The organism is Fulvimarina fulva (genome assembly GCF_039652615.1).
Taxonomy (GTDB): domain Bacteria; phylum Pseudomonadota; class Alphaproteobacteria; order Rhizobiales; family Rhizobiaceae; genus Fulvimarina.
Map to the genome: position 1 here is coordinate 194,710 of NZ_JBDJAC010000005.1, position 20,039 is coordinate 214,748.

Here is a 20,039-nt window from a genome sequence, read left to right on the forward strand (position 1 = left end):
TTTTCTACTCTTCCGGTTCGGTCGAAAAGAGCAGCGGATAGCCATGTTCCTTGGCAAGATCCGTCGCCTCGGTCGCCTTGGTCTCGGCGACATCGCGCGGATAGACGGAAACGACGCAGGCGCCTTTCTGATGGGCCGTCATCATGACGGTGTCGGCCTGACTGTCATTCAGACGAAAGACGGCACGCAAAACCATGACCACGAATTCGCGCGGCGTGTAATCGTCGTTGAGCAGCAGGACCTTATAGAGTTTCGGCCGTTCGACTTTCGGCTTGACCCGGGTCTTGAGATCGACATTGGTGTCGGCCATGGCGGGCTCCAGGATTTGCTTTGTTGACGGGCTTGCCGCTCCCCTATCCCTAATGACCGCTGCTTACAACGCGGCGCAGGTGCACAGCGCCTCGCTTGAACGACGCTCCGCCATACATAAGTGCGCGACACGCGGCCTTCGCCGCAACTGCAACAATCTCCGATCCCAGAGGGTCCCCCATGAAGAAACGCCCGCTCGGCCGCACTGGCCTTTCCGTGTCCGAAATCTGCCTCGGCACCATGACCTTCGGTAGCCAGAACACGCAAGCGGAGGCCCATCAGCAGGCCGACAGGGCCGTGGAACGCGGCGTCGACTTTATCGATACCGCCGAGATGTATCCGACGACGCCGATGGCAAAGGAGACGGTGGGCCGTACGGAAGAATATATCGGCACATGGCTCTCCAAGCCCGGCAATCGCGAAAAGGTGGTTCTCGCCACGAAAATCACCGGCGAGGGCAATATGAAGGTCCGCGACGGTGCGCGCATCAGCCGTGAAACGATCACCGAGGCGGTCGAGGGCAGCCTGAAGCGTCTTCAGACGAACGAGATCGATCTTTATCAGCTGCACTGGCCGAACCGTGGTTCCTACCACTTCCGCAAGTCCTGGACCTTCGATCCGAGTGATCAGGATGGAGAGCGGGCCAAGGACGAGATGCTGGAGATTCTCCAAACCATCGGCGATCTTCAGAAGGCCGGCAAGGTGAAGCATTTCGGCCTGTCGAACGATACGGCCTGGGGCACGACCCGGTTCTGTACGCTTGCCGAGGCGCATGGGCTGCCGCGCCCGGTTTCGATCCAGAACGAATACAGCCTGCTTTGCCGCTATTTCGATCTCGATATGGCCGAGACCTCGATCCACGAAGATGTCGGGCTGATGTGCTACACGCCGCTCGCGGCAGGCCTGTTGACCGGAAAATATTCGGGCGGCGCCATCCCGGATGGCTCTCGCGGCGCGATCAACGAGGGGCTCGGCGGTCGCCTGACCTCGACGGGCAATGCGATCGAGGTTGCGGACGAATATGTCGCCGTCGCCAGGAATCACGGTCTCGATCCGGCCCAGATGGCGATCGCCTTCTGCCTGACGCGTCCCTTCATGGCTTCCGTGATAATCGGCGCGACGACGATGGCGCAGCTCGACAACGCGATCGATGCGGCCGATGTGACACTGAGCGATGCAGTGCTCGACGACATTATGGCAGTCTACAAGCGCTGGCCGATCCCGATGTGATGGCCAGGTCGATGATACCGTGCCCGGTTGAAACAGCCGGACGCGGTATCACCCGTTCTTCAGGACCTTGTTCAGCTCGCGCTGTTCTTCCTCGCTCAAGGTCGGCGCGTTTGGCTGATCCTTGCGGCGGCGGCGCATCGAAACGAAAGCATAGCCGGCACCTGCGAGAAGAACCGCGAACGGTGTCGCCCAAAGCGCGATCGTGCCGGCGGAAACGCGCGGCTGCAGCAGGACGAATTCGCCGTAGCGCGAGACGAGATAATTGATGACTTCGTCATTCGAATCGCCGGCAACGAGGCGCTCGCGCACGAGAACGCGGAGATCCTTCGCAAGGCCGGCATTGGAATCGTCGATCGACTGGTTCTGGCAGACCATGCAGCGAAGCCCCGCCGAAAGTTCACGCGCCCGCGCTTCCAGCGCGGGATCATCGAGAACCTCGTCTGGTTCGACGGCGTAGGCCGCAGGTGCAAAAAAGGCTGTTTTCGTCACCGGCATGGCGAGCGCCATGAAGAGCGTGATCGCAAACGCCATATAGATCACGTTAAGAAACCAGCGGAACATCCTCTACGCCTCCGCAATCCGGGCTTTTCGCGCCGCCGGAGCTCCGACCCGCAAACGTCGGTCGGCCAGCGAAACCATGCCGCCAAACGCCATGAACAGCGTCCCGATCCAGATCAGCGTAACCCAGGGTTTGTACCAGATGCGGACGACGGTCGCGCCACCATTCGCCGCCGAATCGCCGAGCGAGATATAGAGCTGCGAGAACCAGCTCGTGCGAATTCCCGCCTCGGTGGTCGGCATCTGTCGCGCCGTATAAAGGCGGCGAGCGCTTTCCATCATACCGATCTCGCGTCCGCCATCCAGCAGCGCGAAATGCCCGACCTCCTCGGAATAATTTGGCCCCGGGCGCTCGGTCATACCGTCGAAGCGGATTTCATAACCGCCCGCGTCGCGGGTTGCCCCAGGCTCCATCGAGGTGACGATCTCGGTCTCGAAGGCTGACACGCACACGATACCGATGACCGTGACGCCGAGACCGAAATGGGCAAGGGTCGTTCCGAAAGCCGAACGAGGCAGGCCTTTCAGGCGAGCAAATCCCTTCGAAACACCGGCTTTCCGGAAACTGGCGCGCTCGGCGAGATCGGTGAGGCTTCCGATCAGAAGCCAGACGCCGAGCCCGAGGCCGAGCGATGCCAGCACCTCGGTGCCCTGCGTCAGGGCGATCGCGATGATTGCCGTCAGAAGCGCCGCGCCGATCGCCCAATAGAGCCGCTGTGTTGCGCCCAGGATGTCGCCCCGCTTCCAGGCGAGCAACGGCCCGAAAGGCACGGCGAGCAGCAGCGGCACCATCAGGGGAACGAAGGTGAGATTGAAGAAGGGCGCGCCGACGGAGATCTTCTCGCCGGTCACCATCTCCAGCAGCAACGGATAGAGAGTCCCGATGAGAACGGTCGCCGCGGCCGTGGTTAGGAAGAGATTGTTGAGGACCAGCGATCCCTCCCGGCTCACAGGCTGGAACAACCCGCCCGATTCGAGCACCGAGGCTCGGTAGGCGAACAGCGCTAGCGCGCCGCCGATGAAGAAGCACAGGATCATCAGGATGAAGATGCCGCGCGAAGGATCGGTCGCGAACGCGTGCACGGAGGTCAGAACGCCGGAGCGCACGAGGAATGTGCCGAGCAGCGACAGCGAGAAGGTGAGGATCGCGAGCAGGATCGTCCAGACCTTGAGGGCCGATCGCTTTTCCATGACGACCGCCGAATGGAGGAGCGCGGTCCCGGAAAGCCATGGCATGAAGGAGGCGTTCTCCACAGGATCCCAGAACCACCAGCCGCCCCAGCCGAGCTCGTAATAGGCCCAGTAAGAGCCCATGGAGATGCCGAGGGTGAGGAAAATCCAGGCCGCCAGCGTCCAGGGCCGCACCCAGCGCGCCCATGCCGCATCGATCTTGCCGTCCATCAGGGCAGCGACCGCGAACGAAAAGGCGATCGAGAAGCCGACATAGCCGAGATAGAGGAGCGGCGGATGGATCGCGAGGCCGACATCCTGAAGGATCGGATTGAGGTCCTGCCCTTCGAACGGCGCCGGAAACAGCCGCGTGAACGGATTGGAGGTGAACAGGATGAAGGCGAGAAACGCCGTCAGGATCCAGGCCTGAACGGAGAGCACATTGGCCTTCAGGGTCGGCGGCAAGTCGCGGCCGAAGCTCGCCACCAGCGCGCCGAAGAAGGCGAGGATCAGCACCCAGAGGAGCATCGAGCCCTCATGGTTTCCCCAGACGCCGGTGATCTTGTAGAGCATCGGCTTGGCCGAATGCGAGTTCTCGAAGACGTTCAGAACCGAGAAGTCCGATGTGACATAGGCCACGGTCAAAGCCGAGAAGGCGAAGCCAAGGAGAAGGAAGATTCCAAGGCTTGAAGACTGCCCCACCTCCATCATTCTCGCATCGCCGCGCCAGGCCCCGAGCGCCGGGATGACGGACTGAATGAGCGAGGCCGCAAGGGCCAGCACAAGAGCGTAATGCCCGAGTTCGACGATCATGTTCCGGCTCCCTCGGCAGCCGCCTTGGGCCGCGAACTTTCGTGATCCCAGAGACCACGCGCCTTCAGATCGTCGACGACTTCCTTCGGCATGTAGTTCTCGTCATGCTTGGCGAGCACGGTATCGGCCATGAAAAGGCGGTCCGGACCGAGCGTGCCCTCGGCGACGACGCCCTGCCCCTCCCGGAAGAGGTCCGGCAGAATTCCGGTATAGGTCACCGGCACGCTCTGGACCGTATCGGTTACGCGGAAGGTGATTGTCTCGCCCTGATCGCGCACGACGCTACCGGTCTCGACCATCCCGCCAAGACGAATACGCTGGCCGGGTCCGGGTGTCTTTTCGACGATATCCGTCGGTGAATTGAAATAGGCGACCGAGTCCGACATCGCTGTCAGCACAAGTGCCGCCGCGAGCGCGACCACCGAAAACATGCCGCCGATCGAGAGCAGGCGCTTACCTTTGCGCGTCATGGCTTTTCTCCCTCACTCCCTTCGATCCCCAGCGAGCGCCCGAGCGCGGCGATCTGATCGCGCGCCTCGGCATCGTTCGAGAACACGCCCAGCGCGGTATTCAGCGCCTTTGCGGCGTCTTCCTTCTTTCCGAGAACGGAATAGGACCGGATAAGACGTTGCCATCCTTGCGCGTCATTGGGGTCGGCTTCAAGGCGGTCGGCAAGTTGCGACACCATGCCTTCGATCATGTCGCGCCGTTGGCCTGCATTCATCTCGGCGGCAGCCGCGATCTGCTCCTGGCTTGGCGCGGGACCGGATGACGCCGAAGACGTCAACGAAGACGAAGACCGCTCGGGCTCCGGTTTTGGCTGGGGCAGTTCGGCGAGTTCCGGCAGACCCGCCTTTTGACGAGAATCGACCAGGGCCCGTTCGGCGATCGGCATCCAGGGTGCATTCGCCGGACTTTTTTCGATCAGGGTCTCCCAGGCTTTCGCAGCTTCGGCGTTTTCGCCCTCCTGGCTAAGATCGAGCGCGACGAAGAAGCGAGCGGGCAGATAATCGGGCTGCGCCTCGAGCGCGCGGTCGAAATAGCCCCGCGCTTCGTCGGTCACTTCGCCATCTGCCGCCTGCGAAAGCGCTTCGCCGAGCCCGGCATTGCGCGTGACGCTTGGTCCAAGAAGGCGATTGGCGTTCCTGAACGCTTCGATGGCATCCTCGGATCGCCCCATGCGCAGATAGATCGGGGCGAGCACGTTCCAGCCCTGCCCGTCTTCGGGATTGTTCTTCAAGCGCTCTTCCGCTCCGGCAATAAGCCGCATGATTTCGTCCGGTGCGCCATCCCCGTTACTGGGAGCAGGTTGGGATCGCGCGGCCAATGGCAGGTCCGGCAAGCCAGACGCCCCGAAATACTGGTAGGCCGGAATCGAGATGGCCGGAACGAGAATGACGATCGCCAGACCCGCAAAGAGGCTCTTGCGGCCTGCCGGAATCATGCTGCCGCGCCGCCTGGTCTCAGATTCGGCCAGAGCGTTCGCCTTGAGCAGTCGACGCCCGATTTCGGCGCGCGCAGTCTCGGCTTCTTCCCTCGAAAGGGTTCCGCGCTCGACATCGTCTTCGAGTTCGACGAGCTGCGCGCGATAGACCTCCACGTCGTGAGAGGCACGATCCGCGGCGGGATCGATGGACGACGAGACAACCGGATAGACGAGGAGCAGGACGACGCCGAGCGTCATGGCCGCTACGATGAACCAGAAGACCATTAAACCGACTTGTACCCGTTGCTTCTCTTGGCCCGCGAACGAATTTGGCTTGTCGCGGGTCTTGGCTTAGGTCCTCTCTAGCAGATGGGCCTGACACCCCCAAGCAAAACCGGGCTTACGAATTCGTCATAAAGGCGGTGAACACGAGAGTTCGATCCACAGGTCCATAACCGTGACTTGTGTCTTCGTTGGCAGAACGGCGTCAGACGAGAATCCATGTCCCGTCGCCTGCCCGGCAGGCCGTCGCGGTGAGGCCTGCGGCCCCTCCGCCGTCGAGAAACTGGGTATAGCCGCGACAATCCTGCGACCCCACCCGATAGACCTGCGTTGGAACAACCCGTCCGGAAGCGTCTCCTGCCGACCAGCTGATCGCCTCGCCGGCGGGCGCAAATTGCAGAGCCTGATATTCCGCTTCGACCGCACGTGCCTTCGCGCCGGACGAAAGCTGTGGCGCATAGGCGCTTCGACCGATGATCCCGCCATCAAGGGACGCCGCGCCCGGCGAGGACGGCGCAAACCCGGAGCCTGCGCTCAGGCAGCCGCCAAACGTCAGAAACATGCAGGCGATCAGGGGAGAGAGAAGGCGTCGAGACATCATCGATCTTCAGCTTCGAATTCGGTCGAACAGGCAGGCAGCGCGAGAGGGAATGCGTGCGCCTTGGTTCTTTCGTCTCGGCTATCATGTCAAGCCGGAGGCGGCGCGCAAGTGCGGCAACGCCACGATGACCGCCAACCCTCCGAATCTCGACTCCTCGAGGCGCAGGCTGCCTTGGTATTCCTTCGCCGTGTCCGAAACGATGGACAGGCCGAGCCCGCTGCCCGGTGTCGTCTCGTCGAACCGCTGACCGCGCTTGACGGCCCGCTCGCGCTCGTCCTGGGGGAGTCCCGGTCCGTCGTCTTCGATGATCGTCTCGAAAAAGCCCTCTCCGGCAATGCGGCAGGTGAGCGACACCTGACTGCTTGCCCACTTCGACGCGTTTTCGAGAAGATTGCCGACGATCTCCTCGTAATCCTGCCGCTCGCCGGCGAAGATCAGGTGGGCGGCGGTGTCTTTATCGAAAAGGTATTCAAGGTCCGGATTGAGCTTCCCAATCACCCGCACCAACCGATCGAGCACAGGCAACACAGGCGTGCGATAGATGACGCTTTCGCTCTGGGCCGCAACACGCGCGCGATCCAGATAGTGCTGAACCTGCTCGCGCATCCGCGCGCCCTGATCCCTGACGATCTGTCCGCTCGGGCCACCGATACGGTCCGCTTCGTTGACGAGAACCGCGATCGGCGTCTTCAGGGAATGTGCCAGATTGCCGACCTGGGTGCGCGCACGCTCGACGATCCGCCGATTGTTGGCGACGAGCGCGTTCATCTCTTCGGCAAGCGGCGCGATTTCGACCGGAAACGTGCCTTCCAGCTTCTCGGCCTTGCCGGCCCTGACCCTCGCAAGGGATTGCCGAACGGTCCGCAAGGGCCGCAATGCCCAGAGGATGACGCCGGCATTGATGATGACGCCGCCAAGCCCGACGATCGCGAGATACAGCGCAAGGCGCCTGTCGAAGATGGATATCTGCTGAGCCAACTCGCTCTTGTTGCCCATGACGCGAAAGCGCGCGGCGCGGTTCGAGTCGTCCAGCACGACCTCGGTTTCGAGGATCTGGAGTTCTTCGCCGTTGAGGCCGGGCTGGGTGTAGGTCCGCTGATAATTAAATTCGAAGGGAACCTTCTGGACCGGCACGGAGGGAATCGACGAATATCCGAGCGAGGACGAGCTCAACCGACCCCGCAGATCCTGACTCACTGGCACGATCTCCCAGTACCAGCCCGATTGGGGCTGAACATATTTCAGATCGCCGAGATTCGGGCTTCCGGCCAGGTAGCCCGTATCGCTGATGGAAACGCTGTTGATCAGGTTGAAGAGCTGGGCTTCGAGAAGAGCGGAGAACCCGTCTTCGGCCGCCTGCCGGTAAAGCGCGGAAATGAGAAGACCGACCGCCAGAAGGGCTGCGACGGTCCAGAGGCTCGACATTCCGACGACGCGGACGGCAAGCGACCGGCCGATAATGCGCCATATCCGTCCAAACCTCGACCGTCCGGCTGCCGCCCGCTTGGACGCAGGCTTCGCCGTCCCAGACTGTCTTGCGTCCGGTCTCCTGTCGGCCATGGCCTTACTCATGCCGCAAGCGGTATCCCTGGCCCCTGATTGTCTCGATGAGATCAAGCCCGATCTTCTTGCGAAGGCGCCCGACGAAGACCTCGATCGTATTGGAGTCCCGGTCGAAATCCTGATCGTAAAGATGCTCGATCAGCTCGCTGCGCGAGACGACGCTGTCCTGATGGTGCATCAGGTAATCAAGCAGCCGATATTCATGCGAGGTCAGTTTCAGCGGCGTTCCGTTGACGCTCACACGAGCCGTTCGGGTATCGAGCCGCAGCGGACCACATTCGAGCTCGGAGGTCGCATGACCCGCAGCCCGGCGGATCAAAGCCCGCACACGCGCAAGCACTTCCTCGATATGGAACGGTTTCGTCACGTAGTCGTCGGCACCGGCATCGATGCCGGCCACCTTGTCGCTCCAGCGATCACGCGCGGTCAGGATCAGAACCGGCGTCTTCTTCTGATCGCGACGCCAGCGCTCCAGAACGCTGATGCCGTCCATCACAGGAAGGCCGACATCCAGGACGATCGCGTCATATGGCTCGGTATCGCCAAGAAAATGGCCTTCCTCGCCATCGGATGCCTCGTCCACGACATAGCCTCCGGCCTCGAGCGCCTCCCGTAACTGGCGGCGCAGATTGTCGTCATCCTCGACAACGAGAACCCGCATGTCACATCCCTTTCAATGTCCGGTATCTGCTGCAGCATTGGGCGACAAACCAGGATCGCCCAATGCTTTCCTAACTTTCCATGACGCGCCGTTCGTGAGGAAACCTGATGTCACGTTTTGCCTGGCAGTTCAGGGGCGAACGGTCACCACGGTGCGGCGCGGTTTGCCCTCGCCCTGAGACGGCACGAGAACGGTGACATGGCAAACAGTGGACCCGCCCTCGGAAGACTGGCTGACCGACATCATGCGACCGCCGCTACGGCTTTCCGCTTCTTGCACTTCCGCCTGCGAGCAACTCTTCTGATTGCCGCCGCCATTGTTGCCGTTTTTGTTTCCGTTGCCGTTACCCTGAGACTGTTGGGGGCCGCCGCCATTGCCCTGGCCGCGCCCATTGCCCTGGGCAAATGCGGTCCCGTCCGCCGTGAAACCAAACAGGACGACGGCAATCAGCAGACGAGAGAGGATGTTCGTTACTGTCATCTTGTTCGCCGTTCCATTCAGGCAGCCGAAGCCGGCCGTGACGCTTACCTATAGCTCACTCAGTGAACCCCGTCTGAATGAACGATGGAAAGGGTAAATTAACCATAGGCTGTTGGTTTTCATGCCGCGATCAAAGGCCAGATCTCACGCATAACTCGTTCCTTTTCGATCCGTCAGCGAAGCGTCTTGTCCGCAGCCAGACGTCCATAAATCGCGACCAGGGCTCCAATCGCCGCGGCCGTATCGAGCAGCGCCGTGGTCAACGCCTCCTGCGCCGGACCGGGCACCTGAACACCAGCAAGGCCAGCCAGCGCTGCGGCAAGAGCCACAAGCCCGCCCCATACGGTTCGCGACTCGTACCATTTCTTCTCGTTCTGCATTACCTACTCCTTTCGTGGTGGTTGAGGTCAAGCTTGAGGGCGCGTGAATGTGCCAGAAACTGTCCCACCCGGCCCCCAGACCGGCGAAACCTGGGCAACGTTCACCGCAAGCCCGGATGGGAGCGCACCGAAGGCTTCGATCTGGCGTTTCCGTTCGAATATGAAGTCGGCGCTCGTCACATCGGTGGAAAACGCCGGCTCCGAGGCGCCGGATGGCGCGATCGTCAATCGATAGACTTCGCGGTCTTCACCCAGCGGCACCTCCTCGTTCTCCCAGCTGTCGCCGCCGATCCGCGTTCGCCGGATCCAGGCGAACCGGACGTCGCCGTTCACTTCGAATCGTCCGCTGAGATGAACGGGCGAATAGGGTCTGACCGCTCGAAGCCCCATCGCGGCACTGGTCTCGATCACCGCAGGATCATCGAGAGGTCTGCCTGCGGGCGCTATCTTCATCTGCAAGGTCCGCCCGGTCTCTCCGGGATCGAGGTCGAGACCACGAACCCCCTCGTTCAGCAGCACGAAACGCGAGCCGGCCGGAAACGAGAGGCGCGCGGCGTCTTCCGTACCGGCCTGACCGCGCAGAAAGTCGCGGAGCCTGAAAACGCCGGGCTCAACTTCCTCGCCGTTCTGAAATTGCAGAACCTCCAGTCGCCCATCGTCGCCTTGAAGGACAGCGGCATTTTCACCTGCGAGAAGCCCGTCCAAACTGGTCGAGGAGAGCGCTCCGCGCGCAAGCCGAACCGTCAGCTGCGTCCGGTGATCGACGATGCCGAAGACACCAGCGGCGAACTCCTCCGTCAGTCGACCGATCACGGCTGGACCATCGATGATGGCCCGCGAAGTGAGGCGTCCCGCGTCGCTGCCGGCGAAGAGCACGAACGGCAACCAGGGTTTTGCGTGAACCGCGATCGCGGCACCGCCTTGGTCCCGCCCCGGCAACACGGGAAGATCGAGAAGACTGAAGGCCGGCCGGGAGGCGATGGCCGGCGTCTTCGGCAGGACGATGCCTTCCGTTGTGCGCCCGACACCCGACCCGCCAGCCTCCGCCGAATCGAGCCGCCGGGTTTCGATCCGCCGCTCGTCGCCGGTTTCGATCCGCACCGCCAGCCATCGCCCCTCACGGCCCTCGAAGATCAGGATGTCTCCCGGCTCGATTGCCGCGTCGCTCGGTGGAAGCGCGAAGCGCATCTCCTCCCGTGCCGGCCCGCCCTCCGCCATCAGCCGGGCGGCGTAGCGTTCGGCAAGCTCCGCGTTGAGAGATACCGGAAAGGTCGAAACACCCGTGCGCGGCGTCAGAATGCCATCGCGTGCCGCGGTCGACGTGCTCGCCTGATAAGCCCGATCCGGATCGAGATACCGGATGGCGATCTCGTCGGGCGGCTCACCCGCATCCCCGCGCAGCTTCTCCACCAATGGGCGCTCCCCGTCGACAAAGGCGTCGATCCTGTGGTCGCCCTGCCGCCTCGAAAGGGAGCGAAATGTCAGGATACCGTCCGATGAAAGCGCAATTCCGCCGATCAGCGAAAGGATGGTCTCGATCTCTTCACGCGCGGTTCGCGGTCCATCGATTATGTAGCCGTCGAGCATCGCCTCCAGCGCCGACACATCGAAATCCGCGATTCCATGGTCCTTGAGGATGGCCGCGACCAGCCCGTCTGCGGGTGCATTGGCAAGACGCCCGTTCAGCCAGTGCCCCAGCCGCCAGTTCGTGCCGTCCGTCCAAAGATCGGTTCGCTGCGGAAAGGCCGGATAGGGTCGCGCATCCCAGGTCCAGACATGAATGGCACCCGGATCGACCATCGGACCGCCATAAAGCGGAGAAACCGGGTTCAGAGCATCCCCGAGAGAACCGACGCCCTCGGCCCACCCCTTGAGCGAAGCCTCGAGAAACCGCCTCTGGGCGAGATCGTCGCGAAAACCTCGGCTGTGATAGGGGGTGAAACTCTCCGAGGACTTCGGATCGACGAACACGTTCGGCTGATTGCCACCGCGATCGATGGCCGGACATCCCAGTTCGGTGAACCAGATCGGCTTCGACATCGGCACCCACGGAGAGGCTTGACCAGTCTCGACGCCGTTCTCGCGATTATAGTGCGGATTTGCCCACCAGCCCTGAATATCCTTGGCGCGATAGACGAAGGGCTTGCCCGCCGTTCCATCGGTAATGGGGGTCCGAACGCCCGCGACCCGGTCCGCCGAACTCGCATAGTACCAGTCGTACCATTCACCGCTGTCCAGATCGTCGGCGAGCGCCTCCCGATCATATTGAGACGGCGTTTCGCTCCCCGGCTCGCCGTCGCTGCGCCAGTCGGACAGCGGCAGGTAGTTGTCGATCCCGACAACGTCGATCGCATCAGACGCCCAGAGCGCATCGAGATTGAAATGCACCTCGCCCGACCCGTCCGCAGGCCTGTAACTGGCGTATTCGCTCCAGTCGGCCGCATAAGTAACAATACCACCGGGCATCATGGCCTTGATCTCTTCGGCGATCGCAATCAGGGACTCGACAAACGGAAAGCGCCCGTACCCATCGCGGATACGGGTCAGCCCGCGCATCTCCGATCCGATGACGAAGGCGGAAGCCCCACCGCGAACGGCGAGATGGGCCTGATGAAAGATCATCCGGCGATAGGACCATTCGCTTGGTCCAAAATAACGCAGACGGCCCCCGTCCCACACGAAATCGCTCCCCGTCGCGGTTCCGACGAACCGCTCGATATCGGTCCGCGCCGCCGCCGTCCCGTCCGCGCTTCCGGCAAGGGTTTCCGCCACATCGAGCGTCATGCGCCCCCGCCACGGATAGGCTGCCTGACGAGACGCGCCGTAAGGGTCAGGCAGCTCATTGTCCGGGGGCACGTCCATGAGAAGAAACGGGTAGTAGGTCACGGCGAGGCGGCGATCCCGAAGATCCTCGATCGCCCGCACCACGCCTCGGTCGCTCGGCGTTCCGCCATAGGCTGGAGACCCGTCGACCCGCGATACGAGCCGTGCCGCCGATCGGTCGAGGTCACCAACGCCCCAGTCCTCGTCCTCTTTGCGCTCGCGGATTTCAACTCGGGGCCTGATCTCGCAATGGCCGGCCCTGAGATCGTCCCCGAACCACGCAATGACGAGGGCAGCGCGCGACAGCTTGGGCAACAGCCGATCCATCTCGTCGATCGAGGCCCTCCAGTCGCTTTCGCCGAAGGTGACATTCCGGTTGAGGATGCGGTCTTCGCCTTCCGCGATCTCCTCGCGCACGGGCTCCGGATCGACGCCGTGCTCCGTTGCGCCGGGAATGATCGTGATCGCCTCGATCCGGTTCTCCAGATCCCCCACCGGGCGCAGCACTTCACAGGAGATCTGCGGAATACGATTGCCCCAAAGCTCCAGCGGTAAGCGCTCGAAGACGAGATAGGCCAGCCCTCGATAGGCCGGCGCGTTGCCAGCCCCTTGCTTTGCCTCGATCAGCGGATCGGGGTTCTGCGTTTCATTCCCGCGATAGACCCTGATGTCGTAGCGCGTCTGGTCGATCTCCTCGCCATCGGCCCAGATCCGCCGGATACCGGCGATCGGCCCCTCGCAAAGCCCGACGGCGACGTTGCCGAAATAGCTGTAGGTTGTCACATCGACGCTCGGCGGTCCGCCCTTGCCGCCGTGCCGCTCCGTATCGACATCCTCCTCGAACCGCGTACCCCATATGATCTGACCTGCGATCCGTGCCGTTCCGTAGACTCGCGCGATACCGCCGCCCTCGTCGGCCTGCATGAAGCGCACCGCATCGAGGCGCGGCCCCTCACGCTTTTCGGTCTTGCCAAAGAGAGCGCTGTCGATCGCCGATCCGGCGAGCGCGCCCGCGGCCCGGCCAAGAATGGCTCCGAGCGGACCGCCGATACTGCCGCCAATGAAGGAGCCCGCCGTCTGTAAAAGAAGCGTCGCCATCAGCCGGTCACCTCAAGACTCGTCGGAAAATGGAAAACCCCGGCCACGCGCCGTAGCCAGGCGTCGGGCATCGCCGACCGCACGACCGCGCTGCCTTCATAAGCGTGGATCAGCCGGCCGCCGCCGTCGACGATCCCGCAATGGCTGGCGGGCAGCCTGCGGCGCCAGCGCAAGATTACGACGGCTCCCGCCTCAGGCCTTGCATGATCGCTCGCGATGAGATGCCGCTTCGCGGCTTCGAGCAGCGGCTCGCCGGACCGGTCGAGAACCCAGTTGATGGCGTAGGGCGCCGGTATCTCCGGTTCGCTCGCGTAGAGCTCCCGCCAGACGCCCCGGATGAGACCAAGACAGTCGCACCCGACACCCTTGCGGCTGCCTTGATGGCGATAGGGCGTTCCCAGCCACGTCTCGGCAATGTCCAGGACGCGCGAACGAAATTCGCTCTCGCTCATCTTTCCGACACCATTCATGGAACGAGAGGACGCCCGTCATGCCCGCCGGTCGCCTTCGCGACGCCAAGCGCGGTATCGCCGCCCGGCAGATGCGGAAATCCGCGAAAGTTCTCCGCGTTCGCGAACCGGTCGCGGCACGTCGCAAATCGCTTGTCGCAGCCCTCGACGATATCGACTGCATCCCCCGCTTCGAGCATTGCCGCCAGCGGCTGCGTCAAGGCCAGAGCAATCGCCCCACTGCCCGCATCCTCGGCATAGGCGATCTCCACCTTGGTGCCGGCCGCTGGACCGGTCCGAAACACCACATGGCCATGGCGGTATCGATCGATCGGCCCTGCCGCGGCGAGAGCAACCGTCACCGAGCGCTTGCCCGAAGTCGTCACTGTCGCTGCTGCGACAAGACCGAGTTCGCCGAGGTTCAGCCCGCAGCGATGATCGCCAAGGGACGCATCGCATTGTCGCCGGTAAAGCCGGCCGCGCACCCGGTCGAGATCCGCCATCCGCGAGCGTAACTCTGCGGAAAAAGCGAGATCGCCGCGCTTGATTTCACCGACGGACAGGACATCCGTGCGGGCATGAGCTTCGCCCGGATTGGTCCAGTCGACGAGGAAGGTCTCCACCTTTGCCCCGTCATAGCGTCCCGCCGCGATATCGGCCTCTTCGATCCGGGCGGAGGTCAACGCCCCGGCAACTTCGCGGGTCTCGCCCGCAAGGCCCAGCTCGCTCTCCACCTCGCTGGCGGTCAGCCCGGTCCGTGCTTCGAACAGCGTTCCGTCGAAGGTCAGATCGCCATCGTGATCGGTGAAGCCGAAGACGACGCCATCTTCACGCGTGATACGCCAGCACTCGGCGAGCGTCGTGACCGGCCCTTCGAGCGCCGACTGAAGAGCTTGAGGAAACTGTTTCATGGCCTCACCTCCACCAGCAGGATGGATGGGATCTCGCCGGCCTGAAACGCCGTGACGTTAACCGAAAGCTGGTCCATGTCGAAGCGCACCGGCACATCGAAGGCAAATCCCGCCTGAACGAGGGCTCCCGCAGCGGGCGGAGCATCGAAGACAACTGCCCCGCCCGTCTCGGCCAGCTGAAAGCCTGTCTCGATCGCGGCACCGTCGATCGCCACCAGGAGACTTCCCGGCACCGCCTTCTCGATCGGCCGCCAATAAGTCTCGGCACCTGTTCCATAAGGTTTGACGAGATCGAAGCGCGTCTTCGTCCCGTCACCAGTCCCAAGCGCGACATCGAAGGCGCTTGGCGCGGCGCCGAATGCGGCTGAATGCCAATCCAGGGGATCGCGGAACCGAAACCCCGTCAGCTTGCCCCGCCGCGCCTCGAAGAACGCGACCACCTCCGCCAGATCGGCGAGACTGCGAATGCCCGAGCCGGCATCGTAACGTCGCGCAGCGTGAGCCGTTCTCTGGTTGCGGTGTTCGAAGCCGGTCGAGAGCCGGACGATCTCAACCCGCCGTTCCGGTCCGCCGCTCGCCCCGAAGGCGACGCGCTGCGGAAACCGCTCCTCGCTGAAGGCCTGTGCGCCCATCGCCTACATCCCCCGCCGGCCGCGGCTCGCTGCCCGCGCCAGCATCGCGTTGATCTGCATCTCCGATTTGCGAAAGCTTTGGGCGTCGGGCGTCGAGACGTTGAACACGATCGTCCGGGCACTGTCCTGCTTGCCGGATGCGGCGACGCCGAGCCGCCCGTCCGCCCCCCTTTGAAGCGGCAGGATCGCCTCCGCCCCCGCTTCTCCCATCACGCCAAGGCCACCACCGCTCGCAAAGAAGTGCGGCCGGGCAACGACACCGCCCTTGGCGAAGGGCATCACCTGTGCGGCACCATCACCTCCCAAAGCGCCACCAAGTGCGCTCGCGAAGAGATTTTCGAGGGGCTTCAGCGCCGCATCGAGGGCGATGTCGGACATTCGCTGTGCAAGCCCTCGCATCACCTGATCGAGCGACTTGCCGCCGCTGACAGCCCCCTTCAGCGCCCCGGTCAGCGCCGAACCGAACTGGCTCGCCCGCTGGGAAAGATCGTCGAGCGCAGCCGTCAGCTCCGCCGTATCCGCGCTCATACGAACGCGGATGATTTCATCCTGATCCATCGTCTGTTGATCCTAGTTTGTGTCGGGGAAGCGCCGCATCAGGCTTTCAAGCTCGCCTTTCGAGGGGGCAAACATCTGCCTCGCAGGCGCATGGGCGGAAAATGCCGCAGCCAGCTCGCAGGGTGTCATCGCCCAGAAGGCATCGCTTGAAAGCTTCAGGACGCCGAGGCCGAACCTGAGGGCGTCGTCCCAGGGAAAGGCCGCGACGGCCGGGCCGTCTCCCGTCGCGGCGCCAGGGGGTTTGCAGGCGTCTCGTCATCGCCCGGCTGATGCGTTTCGCGTTCGGCCCCGGAACCGAAAGCCGCCGTCAGAAGGTCCACGGCGATCCGTGCGGCACCCGCCAGGCCATCCTCGAAGCGCATCGCCGATACGTCTTCTACGGAAACCGGCTCGCCGCCGCCTCTCAGCCCCGCCGCGATGATGATCATCAGGTCGCGCGCCGACAGACGTCCGGAATCGAAACGCACGGCGAGCTCGGCAAGGTCGGACGCCTGAAATGCCGCCTCCAATTCCGCAAGTGCCCCGAGGGTCAGGCAAAGCCGCCGCTCCGTCCCGTCGATGACAGCTGGAACCTCGCCACGCCGGCGGTTCACCAAAATCGGATCAGATCGCCGCAAAGCTCAACATCCCGGCCGATTCCATCGCGATATCGAAGGTCAGCTCACCGTTGTGTTCCCCGGAATATTCGAGTGCGGTCACCTGAAACGGCCCCGTGACGCGGCCGAAATCGGGGATCACCGCCTGAAACGCCTCGATGCGCCCCTCGAAGAAGGCAGAGCGCAAGGCGGCGTCCGATCCCGAATCCTTGAAGATCCCGCTTCCCGAAAGTGAAGCCCGCTGCACACCGGCACCCGCCAGAAGCTCGCGCCACCGTCCAGCGCTTTCCGTATCCGTGACGTCCACGGTCTCGGCATTGAAAGACAGCTTACGCGCCCTGAGGCCGGCAATGGTCGCAAAGCTTCCATCGCCGACCTCGTCCATTTTCAAAAGCAGGTCCTTGCCCTTCTGCGCTGCCATCAGCGAGTTCCCTTCATAAGTACAGACAACAAAAAAGCGGCCCTTGAGAGCCGCTTTCGATGAGTTCGGATAATGTCGTGGTCGGCCGTCAGGCCAGGGGTTCGGTCACTGCCCTGAAGCGCAGGATGCCGTGATAAGTCGTGCTCTCCGGCTCCTGCCGCGCCTCCGCGAACTGTAGCCGCAGATTGACCAGCTGATGGCCCTCGAGCGGAAGATTCGCATCGTCGAGCTTCTTCGAGACCTGATCCATGATCTCGTAGGTCTCCTGCTTGCCGCCGCCCTTGGCCCAGACATGCAAGGTGAGAATGTGTTCGGAGCCGTCCTCAGTGCCGGTCGACCAGTCCATGACCGAGGTTCGACCGAGCGTCAGATAAGGAAACGCCGCCCGTTCGGGCCGGCGGTCGAACACCTTCGGCCCGCCGAGAAGCCCCGTCAGCGCGGGATCGCCGGTGAGCGCTTTGAAGATCGATTGCTGCAATTCAGAACTGGGATGCGCCAAAGCTGTCACCTCCTTCGAGCGATTCTCGCTATGTCACAAGCATTCATATGTTGTGATCATCACAAGCTTCCAACACACGTGCACCGAAAAATTCATTCAAAATGTTCACAGTTTCGTTGGCGCCGTGCGAGCGGGTCGACCATCTGATGACAGTTCCGAAAGATCGGCGTCTCGAAAGCCTGATGTGGAAGGCAAGCCGAGCACCCACTCCGGGCCGAAATCTTCGTCCACGAATTTGTCCTTGGGCCCCTTTAGCGCTCGTTTCGCGATCGCAGCCGAAAGCCGCGAGCGCAGGCTTCCGAGATCCGTTCGACAAGCGATCTTCACCCCGTCTCCTCCCTGCACAGACAAAGAAGATACCGCCCGCTCTCATCCGGATCATGGACGGATTCGACAAAAAGCAGGCGCTGGTCGAGCCGAAACCGACAGCCGCGCCTGACCTCCTCGACCTTTCGGCAAAAGACGCGCAGCCGGATATCCGCCTGAGCCTGTTCGAACCGCTCGAACCGCCGCGCCGACACTGGCTCGACGCGGATCGACAGTGACCTCAATGGCGCCCAGTCCACTTGCGCGCCACCCATTCCATCGGATGTCTCGGTCAGCTCTTCCAGAACCGCAAGATCGCGCATCAGGCCCGGATCGACGAACAATGTCCTCGCCATCTCAGATCCTCACTCGCTTCAGGGAACGCACGAGCCGCAGCGCTCCACTCGACGGGATTTGCCCAGCGCCCCCGTCCACCTCTGTCCGCGTCTCGAACCAGCTAGACACCGCGACCAGCATCGCGTGCTTTGCAGTCGCCGGAACATCTTCGGGCGCGTACCCGGCCGTCACGGTGATGTCGACGCCGTTCGGGCTTTCGAACCAGACCTGATCGGACAGCACGAACGAAAGCCCGTCTTGCGAGAGCGTCGCGTGCCGAGCAGGATCGAAGACGGTTTCACCGCCATCGAACCGGAAGCCGGACACTGCGTCCACGCTGGCAATCGGCGGCCGCGGCGGCCGGATGCGCCCTCCGTCGGGCCGGTCCTCGACGATAAGCCGGAACGGCCGACGCGCCAGCACCAGGCCCACTTCGGCCTCGATCGCAGCGTTCGCTGCCGCGATCAGAAGCGTCAGCAATTCGTCCTCGTCGTCGCGGGCAATTCGGGCCCAGCTCTTCACCTCTTCGACGTCGACCGGCGCGACGCCACCGCCAAGATCGATCACGACCACGGCCCCATCCTTTCATTGTGAACGGAAACAGTCGGTGCCGGCGGGGAGGAGCGCCGGCACCGTTTCGATGCGGTTTGACGTGCGATCAGACCGAGAAGGTCAGCACCTTGCCCGCATCGAAATCCTGAACGCCACCGCCGACGCGCTTCGTTGTATAGAAGAGGACGTACGGCTTGGCGGAATAGGGATCGCGCAGAACCCGCACGCCTTGGCGATCGACGACGAGGTAGAACCGCTTGAAGTCCGCAAAGACGATGGCGTTCGATCCCGCCTCGGCGTCCGGCATGTCCTCCGCCTCGACCAGCGGGAAGCCCATCAGCGAGGCGCGTGCGCCAGCAGCGCTCGGCGGCTGCCAGAGATAGTTGCCGTCCGCGTCCTTCAGCTTGCGCACCATCGCCTGTGTGCGCCGGTTCATCATGAAGCTAGCATTCTGCCGGTAGCCGGCCTTCAGGGCGTAGACGAGATCAATCAGCCTATCGGCTGCCTCTCCCGCCGCGAACCCGCCATCCGCCCCCGTCTTCAGGCTGCCGACGCTGCCCCAACTCCAGGCGTTTTCCGCGACCGTCGGATAGGTCATGAAGCCGCGCGGCTTGTTCACGCCATCGCCGTTGACGAAGGCTTGGCTCTCCTGCGCGGCAAAGGCCTGCTCCACTTCCTCACCGATCCAGCGATCGAGATCGATTGCCGCATCGTCGAGCAGGGCGTTGGTCGCGGCCGGCATCGCATAGAGCTCCATGGTCGGGAAGCTCAGCTCCGCCAGCTGCGGTGCCGCCGTCTCCGGGCGAATATCAGTCTCGCCCACCCATCCCGTCTGGGCGCCGGAAATTGCGAACGGCTTCTTCAGGATCGCCGCCGACACCGTGCGAATGGTCGCGACCGAACGAACCGGCGAGATTGCCGAAAGCCGCCGCCCGATCTCGGCCTCCGTCTCATCCGGCACCAGAAAGCCGCCATCGGCGCCCGTCAGCTGGGACATCGCCTTCGCCTCTAGCTGGCGAAGCCCGCTTTCATCGCCGCCGCGAGCATAGGCTCCGAAGGCCCGGCTATGCTCGCTCTGTTCCGTGCCCGCACCCTTCTCGTCCAGGCCGATGCGCGGCCTTGTGCTCTTCAGCGTCAGGCGTTCCATCCGGCGTTGCTGTTCGTCCAGCGCCTTGGTCAGGCGATCGACCTTTTCTTCGGTCACGACATCCGTGCTCATGCGCTTTTCGAGCTGGGCGAGCCGTTCGTCATTTGCTTCCCGAAAATTCTCGAAGACGCTCATGAAGCGCTCGTGACCTGCGTCCATCTCCGCTCCATGCGCCTTGATTTCAGGCGCGCTGATGCTCTCGTTCATTCGTGCGAACTCCTCTTGCTGTTTGATTCTT

23 protein-coding genes are annotated in these 20,039 nt (G+C 63.1%); 1 reads left to right on the plus strand and 22 read right to left on the minus strand.

Annotation, left to right across the window (positions count from 1 at the left end):
* Positions 1–4: 4 nt before the first annotated feature.
* A complete protein-coding gene (clpS, locus tag ABDX79_RS09495; RefSeq protein ID WP_346220045.1) occupies positions 5–310 on the minus strand; it encodes an ATP-dependent Clp protease adapter ClpS in 306 nt (101 codons plus the stop codon).
* 179 nt (positions 311–489) lie between these two features.
* Here clpS and ABDX79_RS09500 point away from each other — a divergent pair, with 179 nt between their 5' ends.
* The gene (locus ABDX79_RS09500; RefSeq protein WP_346220046.1) at positions 490–1,539 is read left to right on the plus strand and encodes an aldo/keto reductase; all 1,050 of its coding nucleotides are present in this window, start codon (positions 490–492) and stop codon (positions 1,537–1,539) included.
* Between the two features lie 48 nt (positions 1,540–1,587).
* Here the strand turns inward: ABDX79_RS09500 and ABDX79_RS09505 are convergent, their stop codons facing one another.
* The 21 genes from ABDX79_RS09505 to ABDX79_RS09605 all read right to left on the minus strand — a co-directional run bounded on the left by ABDX79_RS09505 (position 1,588) and on the right by ABDX79_RS09605 (position 20,008).
* Positions 1,588–2,079: a cytochrome c-type biogenesis protein gene (locus ABDX79_RS09505; protein WP_346220116.1), complete on the minus strand. Its 492-nt coding sequence runs from the start codon at positions 2,077–2,079 to the stop codon at positions 1,588–1,590.
* 24 nt (positions 2,080–2,103) lie between these two features.
* Positions 2,104–4,080 carry a heme lyase CcmF/NrfE family subunit gene (locus ABDX79_RS09510; RefSeq protein WP_346220047.1) on the minus strand — a complete coding sequence of 659 codons (1,977 nt, stop codon included), beginning with the start codon at positions 4,078–4,080 and terminating at the stop codon, positions 2,104–2,106.
* Positions 4,077–4,550 (minus strand): cytochrome c maturation protein CcmE, encoded by a 474-nt coding sequence (gene ccmE, locus ABDX79_RS09515; protein WP_346220048.1) that lies wholly within the window; start codon positions 4,548–4,550, stop codon positions 4,077–4,079. The genes ABDX79_RS09510 and ccmE overlap by 4 nt, the downstream gene beginning before the upstream one ends.
* Positions 4,547–5,791: a c-type cytochrome biogenesis protein CcmI gene (ccmI, locus tag ABDX79_RS09520; RefSeq protein WP_346220049.1), complete on the minus strand. Its 1,245-nt coding sequence runs from the start codon at positions 5,789–5,791 to the stop codon at positions 4,547–4,549. Before ccmI ends, ccmE begins: the two co-directional genes overlap by 4 nt.
* 202 nt (positions 5,792–5,993) lie before the next feature.
* Positions 5,994–6,389, minus strand: coding sequence for a hypothetical protein (locus tag ABDX79_RS09525; protein WP_346220050.1), 396 nt, complete (start codon positions 6,387–6,389; stop codon positions 5,994–5,996).
* A gap of 81 nt (positions 6,390–6,470) precedes the next feature.
* Entirely contained in the window at positions 6,471–7,814 is a 1,344-nt protein-coding gene (locus ABDX79_RS09530; RefSeq protein ID WP_346220117.1) for an ATP-binding protein, read from the minus strand.
* A gap of 139 nt (positions 7,815–7,953) precedes the next feature.
* On the minus strand, positions 7,954–8,613 hold the full coding sequence (locus tag ABDX79_RS09535) for a response regulator transcription factor (protein WP_346220051.1): 660 nt from the start codon (positions 8,611–8,613) through the stop codon (positions 7,954–7,956).
* Positions 8,614–8,742: 129 nt separating this feature from the next.
* A complete protein-coding gene (locus ABDX79_RS09540; RefSeq protein ID WP_346220052.1) occupies positions 8,743–9,093 on the minus strand; it encodes a hypothetical protein in 351 nt (116 codons plus the stop codon).
* A gap of 173 nt (positions 9,094–9,266) precedes the next feature.
* Entirely contained in the window at positions 9,267–9,473 is a 207-nt protein-coding gene (locus ABDX79_RS09545) for a hypothetical protein (RefSeq protein WP_346220053.1), read from the minus strand.
* 27 nt (positions 9,474–9,500) lie between these two features.
* A complete protein-coding gene (locus ABDX79_RS09550; protein WP_346220054.1) occupies positions 9,501–13,394 on the minus strand; it encodes a baseplate multidomain protein megatron in 3,894 nt (1,297 codons plus the stop codon).
* Positions 13,394–13,846, minus strand: coding sequence for an NlpC/P60 family protein (locus ABDX79_RS09555; protein WP_346220055.1), 453 nt, complete (start codon positions 13,844–13,846; stop codon positions 13,394–13,396). The genes ABDX79_RS09550 and ABDX79_RS09555 overlap by 1 nt, the downstream gene beginning before the upstream one ends.
* A gap of 14 nt (positions 13,847–13,860) precedes the next feature.
* Positions 13,861–14,754 carry a DUF2163 domain-containing protein gene (locus ABDX79_RS09560; protein WP_346220056.1) on the minus strand — a complete coding sequence of 298 codons (894 nt, stop codon included), beginning with the start codon at positions 14,752–14,754 and terminating at the stop codon, positions 13,861–13,863.
* Positions 14,751–15,386 carry a DUF2460 domain-containing protein gene (locus tag ABDX79_RS09565; RefSeq protein ID WP_346220057.1) on the minus strand — a complete coding sequence of 212 codons (636 nt, stop codon included), beginning with the start codon at positions 15,384–15,386 and terminating at the stop codon, positions 14,751–14,753. Before ABDX79_RS09565 ends, ABDX79_RS09560 begins: the two co-directional genes overlap by 4 nt.
* Positions 15,387–15,389: 3 nt before the next feature.
* A complete protein-coding gene (locus tag ABDX79_RS09570) occupies positions 15,390–15,944 on the minus strand; it encodes a phage tail tape measure protein (RefSeq protein ID WP_463671143.1) in 555 nt (184 codons plus the stop codon).
* Between the two features lie 12 nt (positions 15,945–15,956).
* Positions 15,957–16,103 (minus strand): phage tail assembly chaperone, encoded by a 147-nt coding sequence (locus tag ABDX79_RS09575; RefSeq protein WP_346220119.1) that lies wholly within the window; start codon positions 16,101–16,103, stop codon positions 15,957–15,959.
* Positions 16,100–16,543 (minus strand): gene transfer agent family protein, encoded by a 444-nt coding sequence (locus tag ABDX79_RS09580; protein ID WP_346220120.1) that lies wholly within the window; start codon positions 16,541–16,543, stop codon positions 16,100–16,102. Before ABDX79_RS09580 ends, ABDX79_RS09575 begins: the two co-directional genes overlap by 4 nt.
* 4 nt (positions 16,544–16,547) lie before the next feature.
* Positions 16,548–16,961 (minus strand): phage major tail protein, TP901-1 family, encoded by a 414-nt coding sequence (locus ABDX79_RS09585; RefSeq protein WP_346220058.1) that lies wholly within the window; start codon positions 16,959–16,961, stop codon positions 16,548–16,550.
* Between the two features lie 88 nt (positions 16,962–17,049).
* Complete coding sequence (locus ABDX79_RS09590) at positions 17,050–17,469, minus strand: DUF3168 domain-containing protein (protein ID WP_346220059.1); 420 nt, start codon at positions 17,467–17,469, stop codon at positions 17,050–17,052.
* 314 nt (positions 17,470–17,783) lie between these two features.
* On the minus strand, positions 17,784–18,122 hold the full coding sequence (locus ABDX79_RS09595) for a phage head closure protein (RefSeq protein WP_346220060.1): 339 nt from the start codon (positions 18,120–18,122) through the stop codon (positions 17,784–17,786).
* A 1-nt stretch (position 18,123) separates the two neighbouring features.
* Positions 18,124–18,675: a head-tail connector protein gene (locus tag ABDX79_RS09600; protein ID WP_346220061.1), complete on the minus strand. Its 552-nt coding sequence runs from the start codon at positions 18,673–18,675 to the stop codon at positions 18,124–18,126.
* Between the two features lie 85 nt (positions 18,676–18,760).
* A complete protein-coding gene (locus tag ABDX79_RS09605) occupies positions 18,761–20,008 on the minus strand; it encodes a phage major capsid protein (RefSeq protein WP_346220062.1) in 1,248 nt (415 codons plus the stop codon).
* Positions 20,009–20,039 lie beyond the last annotated feature (31 nt).

What these genes read in the sequence shown, in the direction of transcription:
- ABDX79_RS09530 (WP_346220117.1), bottom strand. Translation starts at nt 7,814, where the DNA reads ATGTCGAGCCTCTGGACCGTCGCAGCCCTTCTGGCGGTCGGTCTTCTC.
- ABDX79_RS09510 (WP_346220047.1), bottom strand. Translation starts at nt 4,080, where the DNA reads ATGATCGTCGAACTCGGGCATTACGCTCTTGTGCTGGCCCTTGCGGCC.
- ccmE (WP_346220048.1), bottom strand. Translation starts at nt 4,550, where the DNA reads ATGACGCGCAAAGGTAAGCGCCTGCTCTCGATCGGCGGCATGTTTTCG.
- ABDX79_RS09545 (WP_346220053.1), bottom strand. Translation starts at nt 9,473, where the DNA reads ATGCAGAACGAGAAGAAATGGTACGAGTCGCGAACCGTATGGGGCGGG.
- ABDX79_RS09555 (WP_346220055.1), bottom strand. Translation starts at nt 13,846, where the DNA reads ATGAGCGAGAGCGAATTTCGTTCGCGCGTCCTGGACATTGCCGAGACG.
- ABDX79_RS09535 (WP_346220051.1), bottom strand. Translation starts at nt 8,613, where the DNA reads ATGCGGGTTCTCGTTGTCGAGGATGACGACAATCTGCGCCGCCAGTTA.
- ABDX79_RS09525 (WP_346220050.1), bottom strand. Translation starts at nt 6,389, where the DNA reads ATGATGTCTCGACGCCTTCTCTCTCCCCTGATCGCCTGCATGTTTCTG.
- ABDX79_RS09570 (WP_463671143.1), bottom strand. Translation starts at nt 15,944, where the DNA reads ATGGATCAGGATGAAATCATCCGCGTTCGTATGAGCGCGGATACGGCG.
- ABDX79_RS09540 (WP_346220052.1), bottom strand. Translation starts at nt 9,093, where the DNA reads ATGACAGTAACGAACATCCTCTCTCGTCTGCTGATTGCCGTCGTCCTG.
- ccmI (WP_346220049.1), bottom strand. Translation starts at nt 5,791, where the DNA reads ATGGTCTTCTGGTTCATCGTAGCGGCCATGACGCTCGGCGTCGTCCTG.
- clpS (WP_346220045.1), bottom strand. Translation starts at nt 310, where the DNA reads ATGGCCGACACCAATGTCGATCTCAAGACCCGGGTCAAGCCGAAAGTC.
- ABDX79_RS09500 (WP_346220046.1), top strand. Translation starts at nt 490, where the DNA reads ATGAAGAAACGCCCGCTCGGCCGCACTGGCCTTTCCGTGTCCGAAATC.
- ABDX79_RS09585 (WP_346220058.1), bottom strand. Translation starts at nt 16,961, where the DNA reads ATGGCAGCGCAGAAGGGCAAGGACCTGCTTTTGAAAATGGACGAGGTC.
- ABDX79_RS09550 (WP_346220054.1), bottom strand. Translation starts at nt 13,394, where the DNA reads ATGGCGACGCTTCTTTTACAGACGGCGGGCTCCTTCATTGGCGGCAGT.
- ABDX79_RS09595 (WP_346220060.1), bottom strand. Translation starts at nt 18,122, where the DNA reads ATGGCGAGGACATTGTTCGTCGATCCGGGCCTGATGCGCGATCTTGCG.
- ABDX79_RS09565 (WP_346220057.1), bottom strand. Translation starts at nt 15,386, where the DNA reads ATGGGCGCACAGGCCTTCAGCGAGGAGCGGTTTCCGCAGCGCGTCGCC.
- ABDX79_RS09605 (WP_346220062.1), bottom strand. Translation starts at nt 20,008, where the DNA reads ATGAACGAGAGCATCAGCGCGCCTGAAATCAAGGCGCATGGAGCGGAG.
- ABDX79_RS09560 (WP_346220056.1), bottom strand. Translation starts at nt 14,754, where the DNA reads ATGAAACAGTTTCCTCAAGCTCTTCAGTCGGCGCTCGAAGGGCCGGTC.